The sequence below is a fragment of the Mucilaginibacter celer genome (assembly GCF_003576455.2).
Taxonomy (GTDB): Bacteria; Bacteroidota; Bacteroidia; order Sphingobacteriales; family Sphingobacteriaceae; genus Mucilaginibacter; species Mucilaginibacter celer.
In genome coordinates this window covers 2,846,197-2,867,339 of sequence record NZ_CP032869.1, presented here as the reverse complement: position 1 = coordinate 2,867,339, position 21,143 = coordinate 2,846,197, and the positions used below count along the sequence as shown (strand labels likewise).

The 21,143-nt window shown below is 48.1% G+C and carries 1 protein-coding gene; it reads left to right on the top strand.

Translation table 11 applies throughout. The features are described from left to right. Nucleotides 1–184: 184 nt before the first annotated feature. Entirely contained in the window at nt 185–21,109 is a 20,925-nt protein-coding gene (locus tag HYN43_RS11240; RefSeq protein ID WP_119409437.1) for an MBG domain-containing protein, read from the top strand. The last annotated feature ends 34 nt before the right edge of the window (nt 21,110–21,143 follow it).

Here is a 21,143-nt window from a genome sequence, read left to right as displayed (position 1 = left end):
AGCTGATTTGTTTGGCTTTAATTTATTGACTTTCAGTTAATTAAATTAAAGTGTAATATGTTTCTCTCAAGTTATTCAGCACACTGTTTCAGGTAAGTTATTGAAATTTTTTCTTGTTGCGATTTTGATTTTTTGCATAAGAAGAGATTTCATTTAATACATATTCATTAAACCGGATCTTATTATGAGGAAACTTTTACAAGCTGTTACGTCGCTGTTTGCTATCAGCTGTTTTGCAACTGTTTTTGTACAGGCCCAAACCCAAACACCCCCCGTTTTTACTTATGCCAGCCCGCAAAATTATACCGTAGGCACTGATATTGGCACGCTTAAGCCGGTAAGTACGGGCGGTATTGTAGCGCCGGCCTTTTATGGGCAAACATCAACATTGGTTACTGGTTTCAGTACCAATTTGGGTATTGTTACAGATTCGGCACGAAACATTTATATAGCAGATGTAAACAATAACCTTATTAAAAAGATTAGCCCTACAGGTGTTATTACCCGGTTTGCAGGTAACGGAACCGCAGGTTTTGTAAATGGTACCGGTTCGGCTGCAAGCTTTAGCGGTCCGGTTGGCCTGGCAATTGATGCATCCGGCAATTTATATGTAACAGAAACGGGTAATAACGCTATCCGGAAAATAAGCCCTTACGGTGTGGTAACAACACTGGCAGGCAGCGGTACAGCAGGGGCTACCAACGGTACGGGCGCTGCAGCTAAATTTTACAGTCCGGCTGGTATTGCTGTGGATAATAGCGGGAATGTGTATGTATCTGATACTTACAACAACCTGATCAGGAAAATCACTTCTGCGGGTGTGGTAAGCACTCTGGCAGGCAATGTATCCGGCGGATATAAAGACGGAACAGGAACTGCTGCAAGTTTTCTCAATCCGGTAGGGATTACCGTTGATGCCGCAGGCAACCTGTATGTTGCCGATGCCGGGAACAATGTGATCAGGAAGATAACTGCTGCGGGTGTAGTTACCACGCTGGCGGGTAACCCTGTAAACCCCGGTTCAATAAATGGCAACGGTATGGCGGCCTCATTCAACGGCCCGCAGGGGATCACTATTGATTTGTCCGGAAATCTTTACGTGGCCGAGGTTTATAACAATTTAATAAGGATGATCACTCCGGCGGGTGTTGTAAGCACTCTTGCCGGCGGAGGTTCGGGAAGTACCGACGGCATTGGCGCAACAGCAGGTTTCCAAAGCCCAACCGGTATCACCATAGATCAGTCGGGATCACTTTATATTACTGAGTACTATGATATCCGTAAACTGTCGTTAACCGGCTATACTGTTAATCCTGCCTTACCGGCTGGTTTAAACTTCGATGTTACCACCGGCACAATAAGCGGAACGCCATTACTGGCAAAAGCTGCCGGTAATTACTTAATTACAGGTTATAATGCGGCCGGTAACGGTACGGCAACTGTTAATATCACGGTTACCGGTAGCCTGCAAACACCAACGCCCGCTGTAAAAGCTCCGGTAATAACTTATGGCGGTGCGCAAAGTTATACGGTTGGTACGGCTGTAAATGCTTTAACGCCTACCAATACAGGCGGAGTTGTCCCGGCAAACCCATATGGCCAAACCACTACGCTCGCAACAGGCTTTGGCGATTCATACAGTGTAGTGGCTGATGCAGCAGGTAATATTTATTATGCCGATGCCAGCTATAATGTTATCCGCAAGGTATCTCCGGCGGGTATCAAAAGCATATTTGCAGGTAGTGGCAGCGCCGGCAAAACAAATGGTACCGGTACTGCGGCCAGTTTCAATAATCCGCAGCGGATGGCTTTAGACGCCGCCGGCAATATTTATGTTGCGGATATGGGTAATAATCTTATCCGTAAAATTACTCCGGCTGGTGTTGTAACTACCTTTGCAGGTAATGGCAAAGCAGGCCGCAGCGATGGCACCGCTGCAACAGCAAGCTTTAACGGCCCGGCCGGTATAGCCATCGATTTGTTTGGAAATATTTACGTTGCCGATAACATCACTCACCTTATTCGTAAAATCAGCGCATCAGGTATTGTTACTACGCTTGCAGGCAGCGGCTCGCCGGGATATGCTGATGGCACCGGTTCGGCAGCGAGTTTTTATAATCCTGCAGGGATGGCCGCAGATGCTTTATGTAACCTTTATGTAGTTGATGTAAATAATAATTCAATCCGTAAAATCACTCCTGCCGGTGTTGTAACCACGCTGGCCGGTTCGCCAAATATAGGGGCTGTAAATGGCACCGGTAGCAACGCAAGTTTTTACAACCCGGAGAGTGTGGCAATTGATGCTATAGGTAATTTATATGTTGCCGATATGTATAATCATTTAATCCGTAAAGTAACGCCTGCCGGTGTAGTGAGCACAGTTGCCGGAGGCGGTTACGGATCAAATGATGGTACAGGCACGGCTGCCGGTATCAGCAATCCCGAAGGAATTACAATTGATGCTGCCGGGAATTTATATGTTGCCGATGGCGGCACTATCCGCAAAATAACCACAACAGGTTATGCAATTAATTCAGTTTTACCTGCCGGATTAACATTTGATAATACCACAGGTGTTATCAGCGGTACACCGCTTTTGGCAAAAGCAGCCTCATCTTATAGTATTTCGGCATATAATTTAGGGGGAAGCAGTACAGCCGCTGTAAGTATTACGGTAACCGGTGCCTTAACCGCACCTGCCGCGCCTGTAAAAGCACCTGTAATAAGCTACACAGGGCCTCAAAGCTATACAGCCGGTACAACCATCAGCAACCTGGCACCTGCAAATACCGGCGGAGTAGTTCCGGCATTTTCATACGGACAAACCACTACCCTGGCTACCGGTTTTGGAAATGCCTGGGGGATAATAAGTGATGCCGCGGGCAACGTATATTACTCGGATGCGGGTATCAATGTTATCCGTAAGGTTACGCCTGCCGGTGTAAGCAGCATTTTTGCGGGTAGCGGCACGCCTGGTTTGGTAAATGGAACCGGCACCGCCGCAAGTTTCAACAATCCTCAGCGTATGGGAATGGATGCCGCGGGTAATATTTACCTGGCCGATCTTGGCAATAACGTTATCCGTAAAATTACCCCGGCCGGCGTAGTAAGCACATTTGCCGGCAGCGGCATATCTGGCAGAAATGATGGTACAGGCGCAGCGGCAAGCTTTAACAGCCCGGCAGGTATCGCGGTTGACAGATTCGGTAATGTATACGTATCGGATTCGGGCAGCGGACTTATCCGTAAAATCAGTCCTGCCGGAATAGTAACCACACTTGCCGGCAGCGGATCGGCCGGATACGCTGATGGCACCGGCAATGCTGCAAGCTTCAACGTGCCGGCCAGCCTGGCGGTTGATGGCTTATGCAACCTTTACGTAGCCGACGTATCAAATAATATTATCCGTAAAATTACTCCGGCCGGCGTTGTAACCACATTTGCCGGTAACCCTACTACAAGCGGATCCGCAAACGGAACCGGTACGGCGGCGAGTTTTTATAACCCGCAAAGCATAGCTATCGATGCTATTGGCAACATCTATGTAGCTGATCAATACAACTACCTCATCCGTAAAATTACCTCTGCCGGTGTTGTAACCACACTTGCCGGAAGCGGAACGGGCGTAACAAGCGACGGCATTGGTCTGGCAGCCCGCTTTGGCAATCCGGAGGGAATAGCTATTGATGCATCAGGGATGCTATATGTTGCCGACGGTAGCAATATCCGTAAAGTTTCGGCTGTAGGTTATGCAATAGGCAGCACTGCTTTACCAGCAGGTTTAACATTCGATGGTACAACCGGCATAATAAGCGGCACACCGCTGCTTGCCAAAACAGCAGCCAGCTATAGCATTACTGCTTACAATACAGGAGGCAGCAGTACTGCAACGGTAAGTATTGCAGCTACTGGTAATTTAACAGCTCCTGCAGCTATCAGTGCTCCGGTTATTACTTATGCCGGTCCGCAAACCTACACCGCCGGTACTGCAATAAGCGCGTTATCGCCTTCAAATACCGGTGGTGCAGTACCTGCGGCCTTATTTGGACAAACAAGTACTTATGCAGGTACCGGTGTGCCCGGAATTACTGATGGTGCTGCTACCGCAGCTACTTTTAATCAGCCAACAAACACTGCGGCCGATTTATACGGAAATGTTTACGTAGCAGATTATAATAATAATATTGTCAGAAAGATAAGTTCTGGCGGTGTGGTGACTACGTTGGCTGGAAGTGGTTCGGCCGGTTATGCAGATGGTACCGGTGCAGCGGCAAGCTTTAATGGCCCGGCGGGCCTCGCGGTTGATGCTTCAGCCAATGTTTACGTAGCCGATTATAATAATCATGTTATCAGAAAAATAACGCCGGCAGGTGTAGTAACTACCGTTGCCGGAGTTGCGGGTTCACCTGGTTACGCTGATGGGGCCGGAACCAGTGCTATGTTTAATAATCCCGGTAACCTGGCTGTAGATGCTTCAAAAAACTTATATGTAAGCGACCAGGGTAACCAGATCATCAGAAAAATTACTTCAGCAGGAATAGTGTCAACGCTTGCAGGCAGCGTAGGTAGTGCCGGATATGCTGATGGTACCGGAACAGCAGCCATGTTTTATACTCCTAACGGCATCGCGGTTGATGCCGGCGGTACTGTATACGTTTCTGATTTTAGCAATAATATAATCAGGAAGATAACAGCGGCAGGTGTAGTAACAACTTTTGCCGGTACTGCCGGAAACTATGGCTATACCGATGGTACAGGCGCAGCAGCAAGTTTCAGCAACCCGGCAGGATTAACGGTAGACAAGGCAGGCAATTTATATGTTGCCGATGCGAGCAATAACCTGATCAGGAAAATTACAAAAACCGGTGTGGTAAGTACATTAGCAGGTAACAATGCTGCCGGGGGTGTTAACGGCAACGGAGTTGCAGCCGGATTTATTAACGGTAATGGCAGCTCTGCATCTTTTAGCGGTCCATGGGGGATTGCCGCCGATTATTTAGGTAATATTTATGTGGCCGACCGTTACAACAACGCAATTCGTAAAATTGCCGCTACAGGATACACTACCGATAATGCCTTGCCTGCCGGATTAACGCTTGATGGCACCACGGGTATTATCAGCGGCAAACCAACAACTCCGCTTGCTGCTACAACCTACAGTATTACGGCTTATAATGGTGGCGGAAGCAGCACAGCTACCGTGAGTATTACAGTTACGGGTACCGCAGTTACAACACCTGCTGTGGCCGCGCCGCAAATTTCATACGCCACTCCAAAAAGTTACCCGGTAGGTACTGTTATCAGTACTTTAAGTCCGGCAAATGCAGGTGGCGCGGTACCGGCAGCTATTTACGCCCAGGTTACAACATTCGCCAATATAGGCTATTATTCCAGGGGAATTGCTTTTGATAAAGCTGGCAATGCATACATATCTTATCAAAATAAAATATTAAAAGTTACCCAAACCGGGGTTGTTTCAACTTTTGCAGGGAATGAAAACGCCGGGGCAACTAATGGTAAAGGCAGCGCAGCAAGTTTCAACGGACCGCAGGGCCTTTGCTTCGATGCTTCCGGCAATTTATATGTAGTAGATAATGGTAATCAATTAATAAGAAAAATCGGCCCTACAGGTGTCGTTACCAACTTTGCGGGTGTGGCCGGAGTAACCGGTGCCAAAAACGGAGCCGCTACCGTAGCCACGTTCTACAATCCGCAGCAACTAACGATAGATGCATCGGGTAATATTTATGTAACCGATGGTTCCAATAATATGATCCGTAAAATTACCGCAGCAGGTGTGGTAAGTACGCTGGCCGGTAATGTTAATGGGGGGTATGCGGATGGTACAGGCGCAGCGGCAACTTTCAGCAACCCGTATGGCATAACAACAGATGCATCGGGGAATTTATATGTAAGCGATCAAAATAATGGGGTAATCCGTAAAATAACGGCGGCCGGCGTTGTAACCACTTTAGCGGGTACTGCCGGTGTTGGAGGAGTGCAGGATGGCACCGGTGCAGCTGCAAGTTTTAATAGCCCTGCAGGTCTTGCTATAGATGCCATAGGTAATATTTACGTAGCCGACCAGTATAACTCCCTAATCAGGAAAGTTAGCTCTGCGGGTGTTGTAACCACGCTTGCCGGTAATGGTACTACTTCAGCAACCGATGGGGTAGGCCTCACCGCAAGTTTCTACTACCCGCTGGCCCTGGCTATCGACGGCTCAGGCAACCTGTACGAAACAGACTATAACAACACCCTTCGCAAAATTTCGTTAAACGGATACATACTAACAGGTACCCTGCCTGCCGGTTTAACTTTTGATGGCACCACAGGAGCAATCAGTGGTACACCGGTACTGGCATCGGCTGCGGCAAATTATTCTGTTACGGCTTACAATGCCGGCGGAAGCAGCACCGCTATTGTTAACATAGCTGTTACCGGCAGCATAACACCGCCGGCAAACCCCGTTCAGGCACCGGTTATCAGTTATACAACGCCGCAAAGCTATACAGCGGGTACCGGCATCAGCACATTGAGCCCATCCAATACGGGCGGTGCTGTACCTGCCATGATATATGGGCAAACCAGCAATTTTGTAAATGGTTCTTACTATTCGCATGGTTTAATTACCGATGCTTCGGGCAACGTATATTTTACTGCCAACAATCAAATTATTAAGGCTACACCTGCCGGGATAACCAATGTAATAGCCGGTAACGGTAACGCGGGCTTTATCAATGATACCGGTACCGCGGCCAGTTTTAACAATCCGCAGGGAATGGCCATAGATGCGGCAGGTAATATTTATGTAGCCGACGGCAATAACAACATGATCAGAAAGATCACCCCAGGCGGTGTTGTGAGTACACTTGCCGGCAGTGTTACCGCCGGGCGTAGTGATGGCCCGGGCGCATTAGCCGGTTTCAACGCACCTCAGGGAGTAGCGGTGGATGTTTACGGCAATGTTTATGTTACAGACGCAGGAAATAACCTGATCCGCAAGATCAGTGCTTCGGGTGTTGTAAGCACGCTTGCCGGCAACTCGGCGGGCTATGCCAACGGCACTGGTACGGCTGCAAGCTTCAATACCCCATACGGTATAACGATAGACGCGTCCGGCAATTTATATGTGAGCGATCAGGCCAACCAGGTAATCAGGAAAATCACTCCTTCTGGCGTTGTAACTACTTTGGCGGGCAATGCAGGAAATTCAGGCGCTACAAACGGCACAGGTGCGGCAGCTACATTCAGCAGCCCGGCCGGTTTGACTATAGATGCGGTAGGTAATATCTACGTAGCCGACCAGTATAATTCACTGATCAGGAAAATCACCCCGGCCGGTGTTGTAAGCACACTTGCAGGCAACGGCACTACGGGCGCGACCAATGGGGTAGGGGTAACATCAAGTTTCTACTACCCATTGGCTTTGGCCATTGATGGTTCCGGTAATTTGTACGAAACGGATAATAACAATCTTGTTCGTAAAATTTCATTAAATGGCTACACGTTAACCGGTACATTACCGGCAGGTTTGAACTTTGATGGTACAACCGGAGCTATCACCGGTACTCCTGTATTGGCGTCGGCAGCAGCAAACTATTCCGTTACTGCCTATAATATGGGCGGAAGCAGTACTACCACGGTAAACATAACAGTAACAGGTACCATAACACCGCCGGTAAATCCTGTTAATGCACCGGTTATCACTTACGCTACACCACAAAGTTATGCGGCTGGTGTTAGCATCAGCACACTAAGCCCATCCAATACGGGAGGGGCTGTACCTGCCATGATATACGGACAAACCAGCAATTTTGTAACAGGTTCAAACTATTCACATGGTTTAATTACCGATGCTTTGGGTAACGTATATTATAATGTCAATAACCAGATTGTTAAAGTTACATCTGCTGGAATAACCAGCGTATTGGCAGGCAATGGCAATGCCGGTTTCATCAATGATACCGGTACTGCGGCCAGCTTTAATAATCCGCAGGGTATGGCTATCGATGCAGCGGGCAATATTTACGTAGCCGATGCCAATAATAATATGATCAGGAAGATAACCCCGGCCGGTGTTGTAACTACACTTGCAGGCAGCGTTGCTCCCGGACGTAATGACGGCCCGGGTACCTTAGCCGGTTTCAACGCGCCCCAGGGGGTAGCGGTGGATGCTTATGGAAATGTTTATGTAACTGATGCCGGCAACAACCTGATCCGTAAAATCAGCGCTTCGGGTATTGTGAGTACCCTTGCAGGTAGCTCAAACGCCGCTTTTGCAAACGGCGCGGGTGCGGCGGCAAGCTTTAATACGCCGGCTGGTATAACGATAGATGCATCAGGAAATTTATATGTAAGTGATCAGACAAACCAGGCAATCAGGAAAATTACTCCTGCAGGTGTTGTAACTACCCTGGCGGGCAGCGCGGGAAATGCGGGCGCAACAAATGGTACAGGAACGGCGGCCAAATTCAGCAGCCCTGCCGGTTTGACGATAGATGCAGTTGGTAATATCTATGTAGCCGACCAGTATAATTCATTGATCAGAAAAATAACTCCGGCCGGTGTTGTAACTACGCTTGCCGGTAACGGTTCAACCGGGGCTATCAATGGGATAGGGGTAACATCAAGTTTCTATTACCCGCAGGCTTTAGCTATTGATGGCTCTGGTAATTTATACGTAACAGATTACAACAATACCCTTCGCAAAATTTCACTAAACGGTTATACGCTTACAGGTGGGGCTTTACCCGCAGGTTTAACTTTTGATGGTACAACAGGTTCGATAGTGGGTACTCCGCTTACCGCCGTGGCTGCAAAAAGCTATACCGTTACCGCTTACAATACCGGTGGAAGTAGTACTGCTACCGTAAGTATAGCAGTAACCGGTACAGCAGTAGCGCCCGCTACGCCAACTGCACCTGTTATCAGCTATGCCACTCCGCAAACTTACGCTGTCGGGATCCCGATAACTCCGCTTGCTCCGGCAAATACCGGCGGTGCTGTGCCTCCTTCTATTTATGGGATTACAGGTCCGTTTGCCGGAGGTGGCCCGGGCGGCAGCGTTGATGGTATTGGTGTTAACGCCAGTTTCAATGCCATTAATGGTACAGCAACCGATATTTATGGAAATGTTTATATAGCAGATGCAGGGGCTTACACCGTTAAGCGGATAACCCCTGCAGGTTTTGTTACAACCCTTGCAGGCAGCGGTAACCAGGGATTGGTAAACGGAACAGGCACAGCCGCAAGCTTCGGTTATATGACAGGTATTGCTGTTGATAAAAGCAGCAATGTTTACGTTACCGATCAAAACAACCAGGTAATCCGCAAAATTACTCCGGCAGGGGTTGTGAGTACTTTTGCAGGCAATGGCAATTATGGTGTGGTAAATGGCTCGGCTACTGTAGCTGGTTTTGCTAACCCTACAGTTATTACCGCAGACAAATCCGGTAACTTATATGTGGTTGATTATAGTAATCTTTTAATCAGAAAGATCACATCGGCCGGAGTGGTATCAACTTTTGCAGGTAACACTTCCGGCGGCTTTACTAATGGTACAGGTACTGCCGCAGGTTTTGGTTCGATAAGGGGAATAGCGGCTGATGCGTTGGGCAACTTGTACGTAACTGATGCCGGTAATAATGCCATCAGAAAAATCACCACTGCAGGGGTAGTAACTACACTTGCAGGTAACGGAAATGCCGGTTTTGCTGATGGTTCAGGTTCGGCAGCACGTTTTAATAATCCAGGTGGTATCACAGTAGATGCAGGCGGCAATATTTATGTTGCAGATGAAGGTAACAGCCTCATCCGTAAAATAACGCCGGCCGGTGTTGTTACAACCATAGCAGGCGATGGTAACCAAACACAAATTGATGGCATAGGCCAGGCAGCAAGCTTTGCAGATCCTTCTAATCTTACAGTAGATAACTCGGGTAACCTATACGTGGTTGACGGCGGAAACATCATCAGAGAGATAAGTATTAACGGTTATACCAATAGCGCGCCTCTTTCTTCGGGCCTGAATTTTGCCGGTACAACGGGTATTATTTCGGGTACCCCAACAGCGGCTTCACCAGCAACAACTTATACCATAAAAGGTAATAACAGTGCCGGTACGGGTACGGCAAATTTAACCATCACGGTAATCTATCCACCGGTAGTAACCACCACCGCGCCGGTAACGACTTTTGCTTCGATGGGTGATGTGACGCCTGTGCCCGTTGTTATAGATGGTGGTATTACAGTTACAGATTTAAGTAAAACTGTATTGGCAAATGCAAACGTTTCAGTAACCGGTAATTTTGTTGCCGGCCAGGATGTGCTTGCGTTTACGCCAAATGCGGCTACAATGGGTAATATTGCAGGAACATATAACGCAACTACAGGTGTTTTATCTTTAACCTCGGCCTCATCAACAGCAACGTTGGCACAATGGCAGGCAGCTTTGCAATCTGTTACCTATAATAACTCAAACAATGTTGCGCCTAATGTAGCCAGCCGTACAATAAGTTTTACAGCTAATGATGGTTTGTTTACCAGTGCGCTTGCTACCAAAACAGTTGGATTAACGTATACGCCATCTTCAAACGCGAAATTAAGTAGCTTAGGCATTAGTGCAGGTACTTTAAGCCCAGCTTTTGCTTCGCTCACTAACAGCTATACGGCTACGGTTAGCAACACAGTATCATCAATTACCGTTGTGCCGGTAACAGCAAGTGCCAATGCTACATTAACTGTTAATGGAAATACAGTGCAAAGTGGCGCTACATCAGCTGCTATCCCGCTTAACGTTGGTGACAATACTATAACTACCGTAGTTACAGCGCAGGACAAGGCAACTGTTTTAACCTATACCGTTACTATAACACGGAATGCCGCCCAGGTGATTACTTTCAACCCAATTGCTGCTACTACTTATGGTACGGCAGATTTTGCACCGGGCGCTACAAGTACCAATTCAACCATACCTGTAACTTATACCAGCAGCAACACCGCTGTCGCAACCATCAGCGCATCGGGCAACATTCATATTGTAGGCCTCGGAACCACCAACATCACAGCCTCGCAGGCGGCGGGTGCTAATTTTGATGCCGCAACTCCGGTTGTAGTACCGCTTACTGTAAACGCGGCGGCGCTTACCATTACGGCTTCAAACCAGTCAAAAAGCTATGGTTCTGCTAATCCAACCCTTACAGTTACTTATGCCGGTTTTGTAAATGGCGATACCCAGGCAGTTTTAACTACACAGCCAACAGTAAGCACAACCGCTACCACTGCTTCGGCCGCGGGTAATTATCCTATTACTGCATCAGGCGCGGTTGCAGCTAATTATACCATAACTTATAAAGCAGGTACTTTAACAGTAAACCCTGTTGTGTTGAGTGTTACCGCTAACAATCAAACCAAAACATACGGCGCCGCTAACCCTGCGCTTACGCTTACTTATTCGGGCTTTGTAAATGGTGATACGCAAGCGGCATTTACCACGCTGCCTACTGCAAGCACCGGCGCTTTAACAAGCTCGGGCGTGGGCACTTATTCTATTAATGTTTCGGGAGGAGTATCAGCAAATTATACGGTTAGTTATACTTCGGGAGTTTTAACGATAAGTAAAGCAGGATTGGTGATCACTGCCGATAATCAAACCAAAACATACGGTACTGCTAATCCAACACTTACAGCAAGTTACGCCGGTTTCGTAAATGCTGATAACGCTGCAAATTTATTAACGCCGCCTGTTTTAAGCACAACTGCTACTACAACTTCGGCCGTTGGAACTTATCCTATTACTTTGAGCGGAGCCACATCCAACAATTATAACATTACTTATAAACAAGGTACGCTCACTATTACGCCGGTAACGCTAACCTTTAACCCGATACCTGCTAAAACCTATGGCGCCACTGATTTTGCGCCAGGGGCTGCAAGTACAGCATCAATAAGTTATAGCAGCAGCAATACGGCCGTTGCAACTATAGTATCAGGAAATGTGCATATAGTTGGTGCCGGTACATCAACCATAACGGCAAATAACGGCACGTCTACTTCATCGCAAACTTTGTCTGTAAGTCCGGCTGTGTTAACCATAACTGCTAACAATCAAATTAAAGCAGCGGGAGATGCCAACCCTGTATTGACTTTAAGTTATTCGGGTTTTGTAAATGGCGATACCCAGGCAGTACTCACTACGCAGCCAACGGTAACAACTACAGCTACTACAACTTCAATAGCAGGTAATTATCCGATCACGGTGAGCGGAGCAGCCGCTGCCAATTACAGCATCTCGTATGTTGCAGGTACATTAACTGTTACTTCGGCACCGTTGGCATTCGCCGCTATTCCGGCTAAAACCTATGGCGCGGCCGATTTTAACGCGGGTGCAACCAGCGGCTCAGCAATTACTTATACAAGTAGCAACACCGCGGTAGCAACTATCGTATCGGGCAATATTCATATTGTTGGTAAAGGTACATCAACCATAACAGCTACAAGCGGTTCATCAAGCTTAGCGCAAACCTTAACGGTAAACGCGGCGACATTAACTATTACGGCTGTAAATCAAACCAAAATAGCGGGTGCTGCCAATCCAACATTAACAGCAAGCTACAGCGGTTTTGTAAACAGCGAAACATCGGCAGTGTTAACTACAAAGCCTACGCTGGCAACCACAGCCACTACATCATCCGCGGTTGGTAGCTATCCGATAACTGTGAGCGGTGCCGCAGCCGCCAATTACAGTATTACTTACGTTGCGGGTACATTAACAGTTACAGCGTCGCCTTTAACATTCGCGGCTATTCCAGCCCAAACCTATGGTGCGGCTGATTTTAGCCCGGGCGCAACAAGCGGTTCGGCAATTACCTATACCAGCAGCAATACCTCGGTAGCAACCATCGTATCGGGTAATATCCATGTTGTTGGGGCCGGTACATCAACCATAACAGCTACAAGCGGATCATCAAGCTTAACACAAACCTTAACGGTGAATCCGGCTGCCTTAACAATAGCAGCCTCAAATCAAACCAAAACATACGGAGCTGCTAACCCTGCATTAGTTGCAACCTACACAGGTTTTGTAAACGGCGAAACGCAGGCGGTACTCACAACACAACCAACACTATCAACAACTGCCACTACTTCATCAGTTATTGGCTCATATCCAATAACGGCAAGCGGGGCAGTTGCGGCCAATTATACTATTAGCTATACAGCAGGTACATTAACAGTTGGCAAGGCAAGCCTAACAATTACTGCTGCTAATAAAACCAAAACAGTTGGTGCCGCTAACCCGACATTGACCTTAACTTATACGGGGTTTGTAAATGGCGAAACATCAACAGTATTAACAACGCAGGCTAAAGCAACAACAACTGCTACCACAGCTTCGCCTGCCGGCACTTATCCAATTACAGTGAGCGGTGCTGTAGCGGCCAATTATAACATTACGTATGTTGCAGGCACACTAACTGTGACCGCCGCACCGTTAACATTTGCTGCTATCCCAACCAAAACTTATGGCACAGCCGACTTCAGTCCCGGCGCAACCAGCAGTTCGGCAATTACCTATACCAGCAGTAATACGGCGGTAGCTACAATCGTATCGGGCAATATCCATATTGTTGGAGCGGGAACATCAACCATAACGGCTACAAGCGGTTCATCAAGCCTTACGCAAACGTTAACTGTAAACCCGGTTGCGTTAACTGTAATGGCCTTAAATCAAACCAAAACCTACGGTGCCGCTAACCCTTTGTTAACTGCAAGATATACCGGTTTTGTAAATGGTGATACCACCACTTCGTTAACAACTCAGCCTGTTATAACTACAACAGGCACCGCAACTTCGGGAGTAGGTACCTATCCAATAACAGCAAGCGGAGCCGCAGCTAACAACTATACCTTTACTTACACCAACGGAACGTTAACAGTTGGAAAGGCAGCCTTAACTATCACCGCAGTTAATAAAACCAAACTAAGCGGTGCGGCCAATCCTGCTTTAACAGTAACCTATGCCGGTTTTGTAAACGGTGAAACTGAGGCAGTATTGACTACACCGGTCACTATAACCACAACGGCAACCACGGCATCGGCAGCCGGTACTTACCCTATTACCGTAAGCGGAGCCGTAGCGGCTAATTATAACATTACTTTTGTAGCCGGAACCTTAACGGTAAGCGCGTTAGCTGCGCCAAGCATCAGTTATACAAGTCCGCAAAGTTATACATCGGGTACGGCTATAACTGCTTTAACGCCTGTTAACACAGGTGGCGCGGTGCCTAACGCTATATATGGTTTAACTACAACTTTTGCCGGGAGCGGTGCGGCCGGATCTGTTAACGGAACCGGCACAGCCGCCAGTATAAATTACCCGGGGGGAATTGCGTTTGATAAATCAGGCAACGCTTACGTTGCTGAAACGGGGGCAAACCTGATCAGGAAAATAACAACAGCCGGCGTAGTAACCACCTTTGCAGGCAGCGGGGTTAAAGGAAGCACAAACGGAACGGGTACAGCAGCAAGCTTTAGCCAGCCATCGGGCATTGTTGCAGACGCAAGCGGTAACCTGTATGTAACGGATGCCGGTAGTTATTTAATCAGGAAGATAACAACTGCTGGTGTGGTGACAACCTTTGCCGGCAGCGGGGTATCCGGCAGCGCAGATGGAACCGGAACGGCAGCATCTTTCAATTTTCCGGAGCAGATCTCAATAGACGGATCAGGCAATTTATATGTGGCGGATGGGTACTCGACCATCAGAAAAATCACCCCGGCAGGTGTGGTAAGCACTTTACCATATTCGTTTAATTCGCCTTTTGGTGTAACAGTTGATAAAAGCGGCAATATTTATGTATCTGATTTCAGCAACCAGATCTTCAAAATAAGCGGGGGTGTAAAAACGGTATTAGCCGGTAGCGGAGCCGTTGGCGCTGCTAACGGAACCGGGGCTGCAGCTACATTCAATAACCCTAATTTTATTGCTGTTGATGCCTTAGGAAACGTTTATGTTGCAGATAGCAGCAATGGTTTGGTAAGAAAAATTACCCCTTCGGGAGTGGTAACCACTTTAGCAGGAAGCGGCGCGCCGGGAACTGCAAATGGTACAGGCACGGCTGCAAGCTTCAATTTTCCGTTTGGTATAGCAGTTGATGCATCTGGAAACGTATTTATAACAGATGAAACAGGTAACCAGGTAAGGAAAATAGTAGCTACCGGTTACGGTATTAGCCCGGCCTTGCCACCAGGATTATCCATAAATGGCTCAGGTACCATCAGCGGTACACCAGCCTCGGGTGCCAATGCTACAGATTATGCGGTTACCGCTTACAATACAGCAGGTAGCAGCACAGCAAACATTAATATAGCTATCAGCGGTCAAAACACCTACCAGGCTCCGGCGATAAGTTATGCCGGGCCGCAAACATATCCAGTTGGTACGGCAATCACCGCTTTAAATCCGGTAAATACAGGTGGTGTAGTGCCGGCAATAACCTATGCGGGTACAAGTACGCTGAGCGCAACAGTGTTTAACGAGCCACGTGGTGTTGTGGCTGATGCATCAGGCAATGTTTACGTGGCAGAAGAAAACAACCAGCTGATCCGCAAGATTACCGCTGCCGGCGTGGTTTCAACATTGGCTGGCAGCGGGGCAACCGGCTCGGCAGATGGCACAGGTACGGCAGCAAGCTTTAACGATCCTAAGGGTATTGCAATTGATGCATCAGGAAACCTGTATGTTACCGAAACGGGCAGTGATCTCATCCGCAAAATAACACCGGCAGGGGTAGTTACCACATTAGCCGGCAGCGGAAGTGATGGTGCTGCCAATGGCATAGGTGCAGCGGCAAGCTTCTCTTCACCAAAGGGCGCAGCAGTAGATGCCAGCGGCAACGTATACGTGGCCGATGAAGGGAACAACATGATAAGAAAAATCACCCCGGCGGGAGTAGTAACAACATTTGCCGGAACCGGGGCGATGGGCGCGGTTAATGGTTACAGAACAACAGCTACCTTTAGCAACCTGATTGGCATTGCCATTGATGCTTATGGGAACCTGTTTGTTACCGATGGGGTGCTGATAAGGAAGATAACTCCGGCAGGAACGGTGAGCACCTTTGCGGGTAACGGCAATAGTACTGTTGTTGATGGCATTGGCACAGCAGCGGGCTTTGGGGGCCTTGAAGGCATTGGCATTGACAGAGCCGGAAATCTGTTTGTGGCCGATGGCGACCTCGTACGAATGGTAACCCCGGCCGGCGTTGTCACCACTGTAGCCGGAGACGGAAATGAAGACGGTGCACCAACCAATGGCGTTGGTGCTTCTGCAAGCTTCTCGGATATTTACGGTGTTACTGCCGATAAGCTGGGGAACGTTTATGTTGGTGATACCGGCAACGGCCTTGTGCGAAAAATTGTGGTAACCGGCTATACAGTTAGTCCTGCGTTGCCGGCCGGTTTAAAACTGGATGGTAAAACCGGTACCATCAGCGGTACGCCTACTGCCGGTACTGCTGCATCAAACTATGTGATCACTGCCTATAACAAAATTGGCGGGGGGAGTGCAAACCTCAGTATCACCGTAACACAACCATTGAAATTTACAACTATCCCGACCGTAACCTATGGTGCGGCCGACTTCAATCCGGGAGCTACCGGTGGCAGCGGTACGGTTACCTATACCAGCAGCAATACAGCGGTTGCAATAATAGTATCCGGCAAGATCCATACAACCGGGGCAGGAACATCAACCATAACAGCAAGCGACGGGGTTTCGAACTTAACCCAAACCCTTACAGTTGGAAAAGCTGCGTTGACTATTACTGCTGTAAATAAAACCAAAACCGCAGGTGCTGCCAATCCGGTGCTGACGGTAACCTATGCCGGTTTTGTAAATGGCGATACTACATCAGTTTTAACAACACAACCGACAATAACTACCACCGCAACCACCTCATCGGTAGCAGGCACTTACCCAATTACGGTTAGTGGAGCAGTTGGTGCAAACTACGCTATTACTTATGTAAATGGTACATTAACAGTGACAAGCCCGACTGTTGCGGCTCCTGCTATTACCTATCCGGCCACACTAACTTATACGCGTGGTACGGCAATAAGCTCATTGGTGCCGGCAAACAGCGGTGGTGCAGTGCCTGCAACTAACTATGCTCAGGTAAGTGTATTTGCGGGAAATGGAGCATCGGGGGCGCAAAATGGCACCGGTACAGCTGCAAGTTTTCAATATCCTACCGGTTTAACATTTGATCGTTCGGGTAACTTATTTGTTGCCGACTATCTAAATTCAATTATACGAAAGGTGACGCCTACAGGTGTTGTAACAACGTTCGCAGGCGACGCAAATGTGCAGGGGGCAACAAATGGCACCGGAGCGTTAGCGAGCTTTAAATATCCTATAGGTATAACAGCAGACGCAAGTGATAATTTATATGTTGCCGATTTGCAGAACCAGATAATCAGGAAAATAACCCCGGGAGGAGTTGTGACCACGCTGGCAGGAAGCGGCATACAGGGTGCTGTAAATGGTACCGGTACGGCTGCAAGCTTTAAGCTGCCGGTAGGTGTTGCGGTTGATAACAGTGGAAATGTTTACGTTGCCGACCAGGCGAATAACCTGATCCGTAAAATAACGCCGTCGGCAGTGGTTACAACGTTTGCTGGTAGCGGTGCGGCCGGCTCTACTGACGGAACAGGTACGGCTGCCACTTTCTCGGGCCCGGATGGAATAACCATTGATGGCGCAGGTAATTTATACGTTGCAGACGCAGGAACAAAATTGATCAGGAAAATTACACCGGCCGGAGTTGTGACAACTATAGCAGGAAATGGGGCGATAAAGTTTATAACGCCTATGGGACTTACATTAGATGCTGGCGGAAACCTGTATGTAGCAGATTTGAATGGCAATTCAGTTTATAAAATTACAGCTGATGGCCAAATTACCACCCTATCAGATGGTAACGGAGTGCCCCTTTCATTTAACGGGCCCGCGGGACTTAAAATTGACGCAGCCGGAAATTTATTTGTGGCCGGATTTTCAAATCTGATACAAAAAGTTACGCAAACTGGTTATGTTATTAGTCCGGCTTTGCCGGCAGGGTTATCATTTAATGCCACTACCGGTATTATCAGCGGTACCCCAACAGTTGTAAGCGCAACTACAACCTATACCGTTACGGCGTACAATGCCGGCGGTAGCAGCGCAACAACCTTTACTCTGGCTGTTAAAGATCCTTCGGCAGGTTCCGGGGTTCCGGTTATCAGCTACGCCGGACCGAAAGTATATGTTGTTGGAACGGCTATCGCGGCGCTGGCTCCAACCAATACCGGTGGTGCCATTCCGAATGCAATTTATGGTAAGGTAACCACATTTGCAGGTAGTACCACAAGCGGTTCGGCAGATGGTACCGGAACTGCGGCAAGGTTTAACGGAGCCTTAAATGTGGCAAATGATGCGGCGGGTAACGTTTATGTAACAGATCAGATAAATAACCTGATCCGTAAAATCACGCCGGCCGGCGTAGTAACTACCCTTGCAGGCAGCGGAAGCCAGGGCGCCGTAAATGGTAATGGAACCGCGGCAAGCTTTAGTCACCCAACAGGTTTGGCTGTTGATGCATCGGGCAATGTTTACGTAGCCGATCAATCCAACAACCTGATCCGCAAAATTACACCGACAGGCGATGTTACTACATTTGCGGGAAGCGGTAGCCAGGGCGCTGTTAACGGGACAGGAACCGCAGCAAGCTTTAATTTACCAACCGATATCACTATCGACAGTAATGGCAATTTGTATGTAACGGATTTGTTTAACAACCAGATCCGCAAAATAACCCCGGCAGGTGTGGTAAGCACTTTTGCGGGCAGCGGCGTACAGGGATCGGCCAATGGCACCGGTACTGCGGCCAGCTTTAATTATCCAACCGGCATCGCCGTTGATTTAAGCGGTAATTTATATGTGGCCGATCAAAATAATCATAAAATACGCAAAATAACCGCCGCCGGCGTAGTAACAACCTTTGCAGGCGTTGGCACAGCGGGCGCGGTTAATGGCGCAGGTACAGCTGCAAGTTTCTATAATCCGTATGCCGTAGCTGTTGACGGAACCGGTAACGTGTATGTTGCTGATTACAATAACAATATGATCCGTGCAATTAACAGCGCGGGTACAGTAACTACGCTGGCCGGTAAAACAACATCAGGAGCGGTTGACGGAAACGGTACTGCCGCAAGCTTTAACCACCCCGGCGGCCTAAGCCTTGACGGAACAGGCAACCTGTATGTTGCTGATTACTACAATAATGAAGTCAGAAAAATAAATGTTACGGGGTATACCATAAACGCGGCATTACCTACCGGTTTAACCTTTGCTACAGGTACCGGCATCATTACAGGTACACCAACGGTTGCAAAGGCGGCCACTGTTTACACAATTACAGGTTACAATGGCGGAGGGAGCAGCAAAGCTACGCTTAGCTTAACAGTATCGGCTTTTGCTGCACCTGTTATCAGTTATAGCGGTGTTCAAAGCTTTAAAACAAATACGGCAATAACGCCTTTAACGCCAAATAACACAGGCGGTGCTGTACCTGCAACAAATTATGGTTCGGTTAGTACGCTGGCAGGCGTAGCAAGCCAGGCCGGCGCAACCAACGGTGCCGGAACATCCGCTACCTTCAATAACCCGATAGGGGTTGTTTCAGATAGCCAGGGTAACGTGTTTGTGGCCGATAATACCAATAAACTGATCAGGAAGATCACCCCAGCCGGCGTGGTATCCACTTTTGCAGGTACAGTTGGTTCAGCGGTGTCTACAGATGGCACAGGCACGGCGGCAACTTTCCGCAGTCCTTTTGGATTGGCAATTGATTTGAGCGGCAACCTGTATGTTTCCGACGATCAGTTGATCCGGAAAATTACAACGGCAGGAGTGGTAACCACACTGGCCGGCACTTACGCAACCCAGGGAAATACAAACGGCACAGGCACAGCAGCTAAGTTTGCCGGCCCTCAGGGGCTTGCCACAGATGCACAGGGCAATATATACGTGGCCGACGCGCTTAATAACATGATCAGGAAAATTACGTCGGCGGGGGTAGTTACCACGTTAGCGGGTAGCGGCGCATCAGGAAAGCTTAACGGAACAGGTGCCGCAGCTACTTTCTCGCAGCCAACCGGGGTAGCTGTTGATGCACAGGGCAACGTGTTTGTTACAGACAGGTTAAGTAATTTAATCCGGAAAATAACATCGGCCGGCGTTGTAACCACCTATGCAGGAAGTGGTGCGATTACATCAACTGATGCGACCGGTAAACTTGCAGGTTTTGCAAGTCCGGATGCGTTATCGATAGATGCTACCGGGAATTTATATGTTGTTGAAATGGCATCGCATAAAATACGAAAAATAGGTACAGATACGGTGGTTAGAACAATTGCAGGCAGCGGAGTTTACGGAAATGCCAACGGCATTGGTACTGCAGCTACTTTTGGAAGTCCAATTGCGGCCACAGCAGATGCTCAAGGTAATTTGTACGTTGCTGATGAAGACTACGATGTGATCCGCAAGATTGTGTTGACCGGTTATACCATCAGCCAGGCATTACCCGCCGGCTTAAGTTTTGATTCTACTACAGGTACCATCAGCGGAACGCCAACCACAATATCTCCGTCGGCAGCATATACCGTAACAGCCTATAATGCAGGCGGCAGCAGCACAGCTACTTTGAATATTGTGGTAAGTGCCGACAGCGCAGGTGTCACCAAAAAAATGGCATTAAGTTATGTAAACAATAACGCGCCGGGCGAACCGACGGTAAAACAGGCAATGTCGCCAAATGGAGATGGTATAAATGATGTATTACAAATTGAAAATATCCAAAATTACCCCGACAATAAGGTGGTGCTGATTGATTTAAGCGGTACAACCATATTCGAAGCATCGGGATACGATAATGCCAATAAGGTGTTTGACGGACACTCCAGCAAAACAGGTGTAATGCAGCGTGCAGGTACCTATTACTATATGTTGGATTATAGGGATAAAGGCGAGTTGAAACATAAAACGGGTTATTTTATCATCAAATATTGATAGGAGAAAGCGTTTAAGACCATCCAAAAAAATG

Bases quoted from the DNA above. Each gene is read 5' to 3' on its own strand.
- HYN43_RS11240 (WP_119409437.1), top strand. From the start codon at position 185: ATGAGGAAACTTTTACAAGCTGTTACGTCGCTGTTTGCTATCAGCTGT.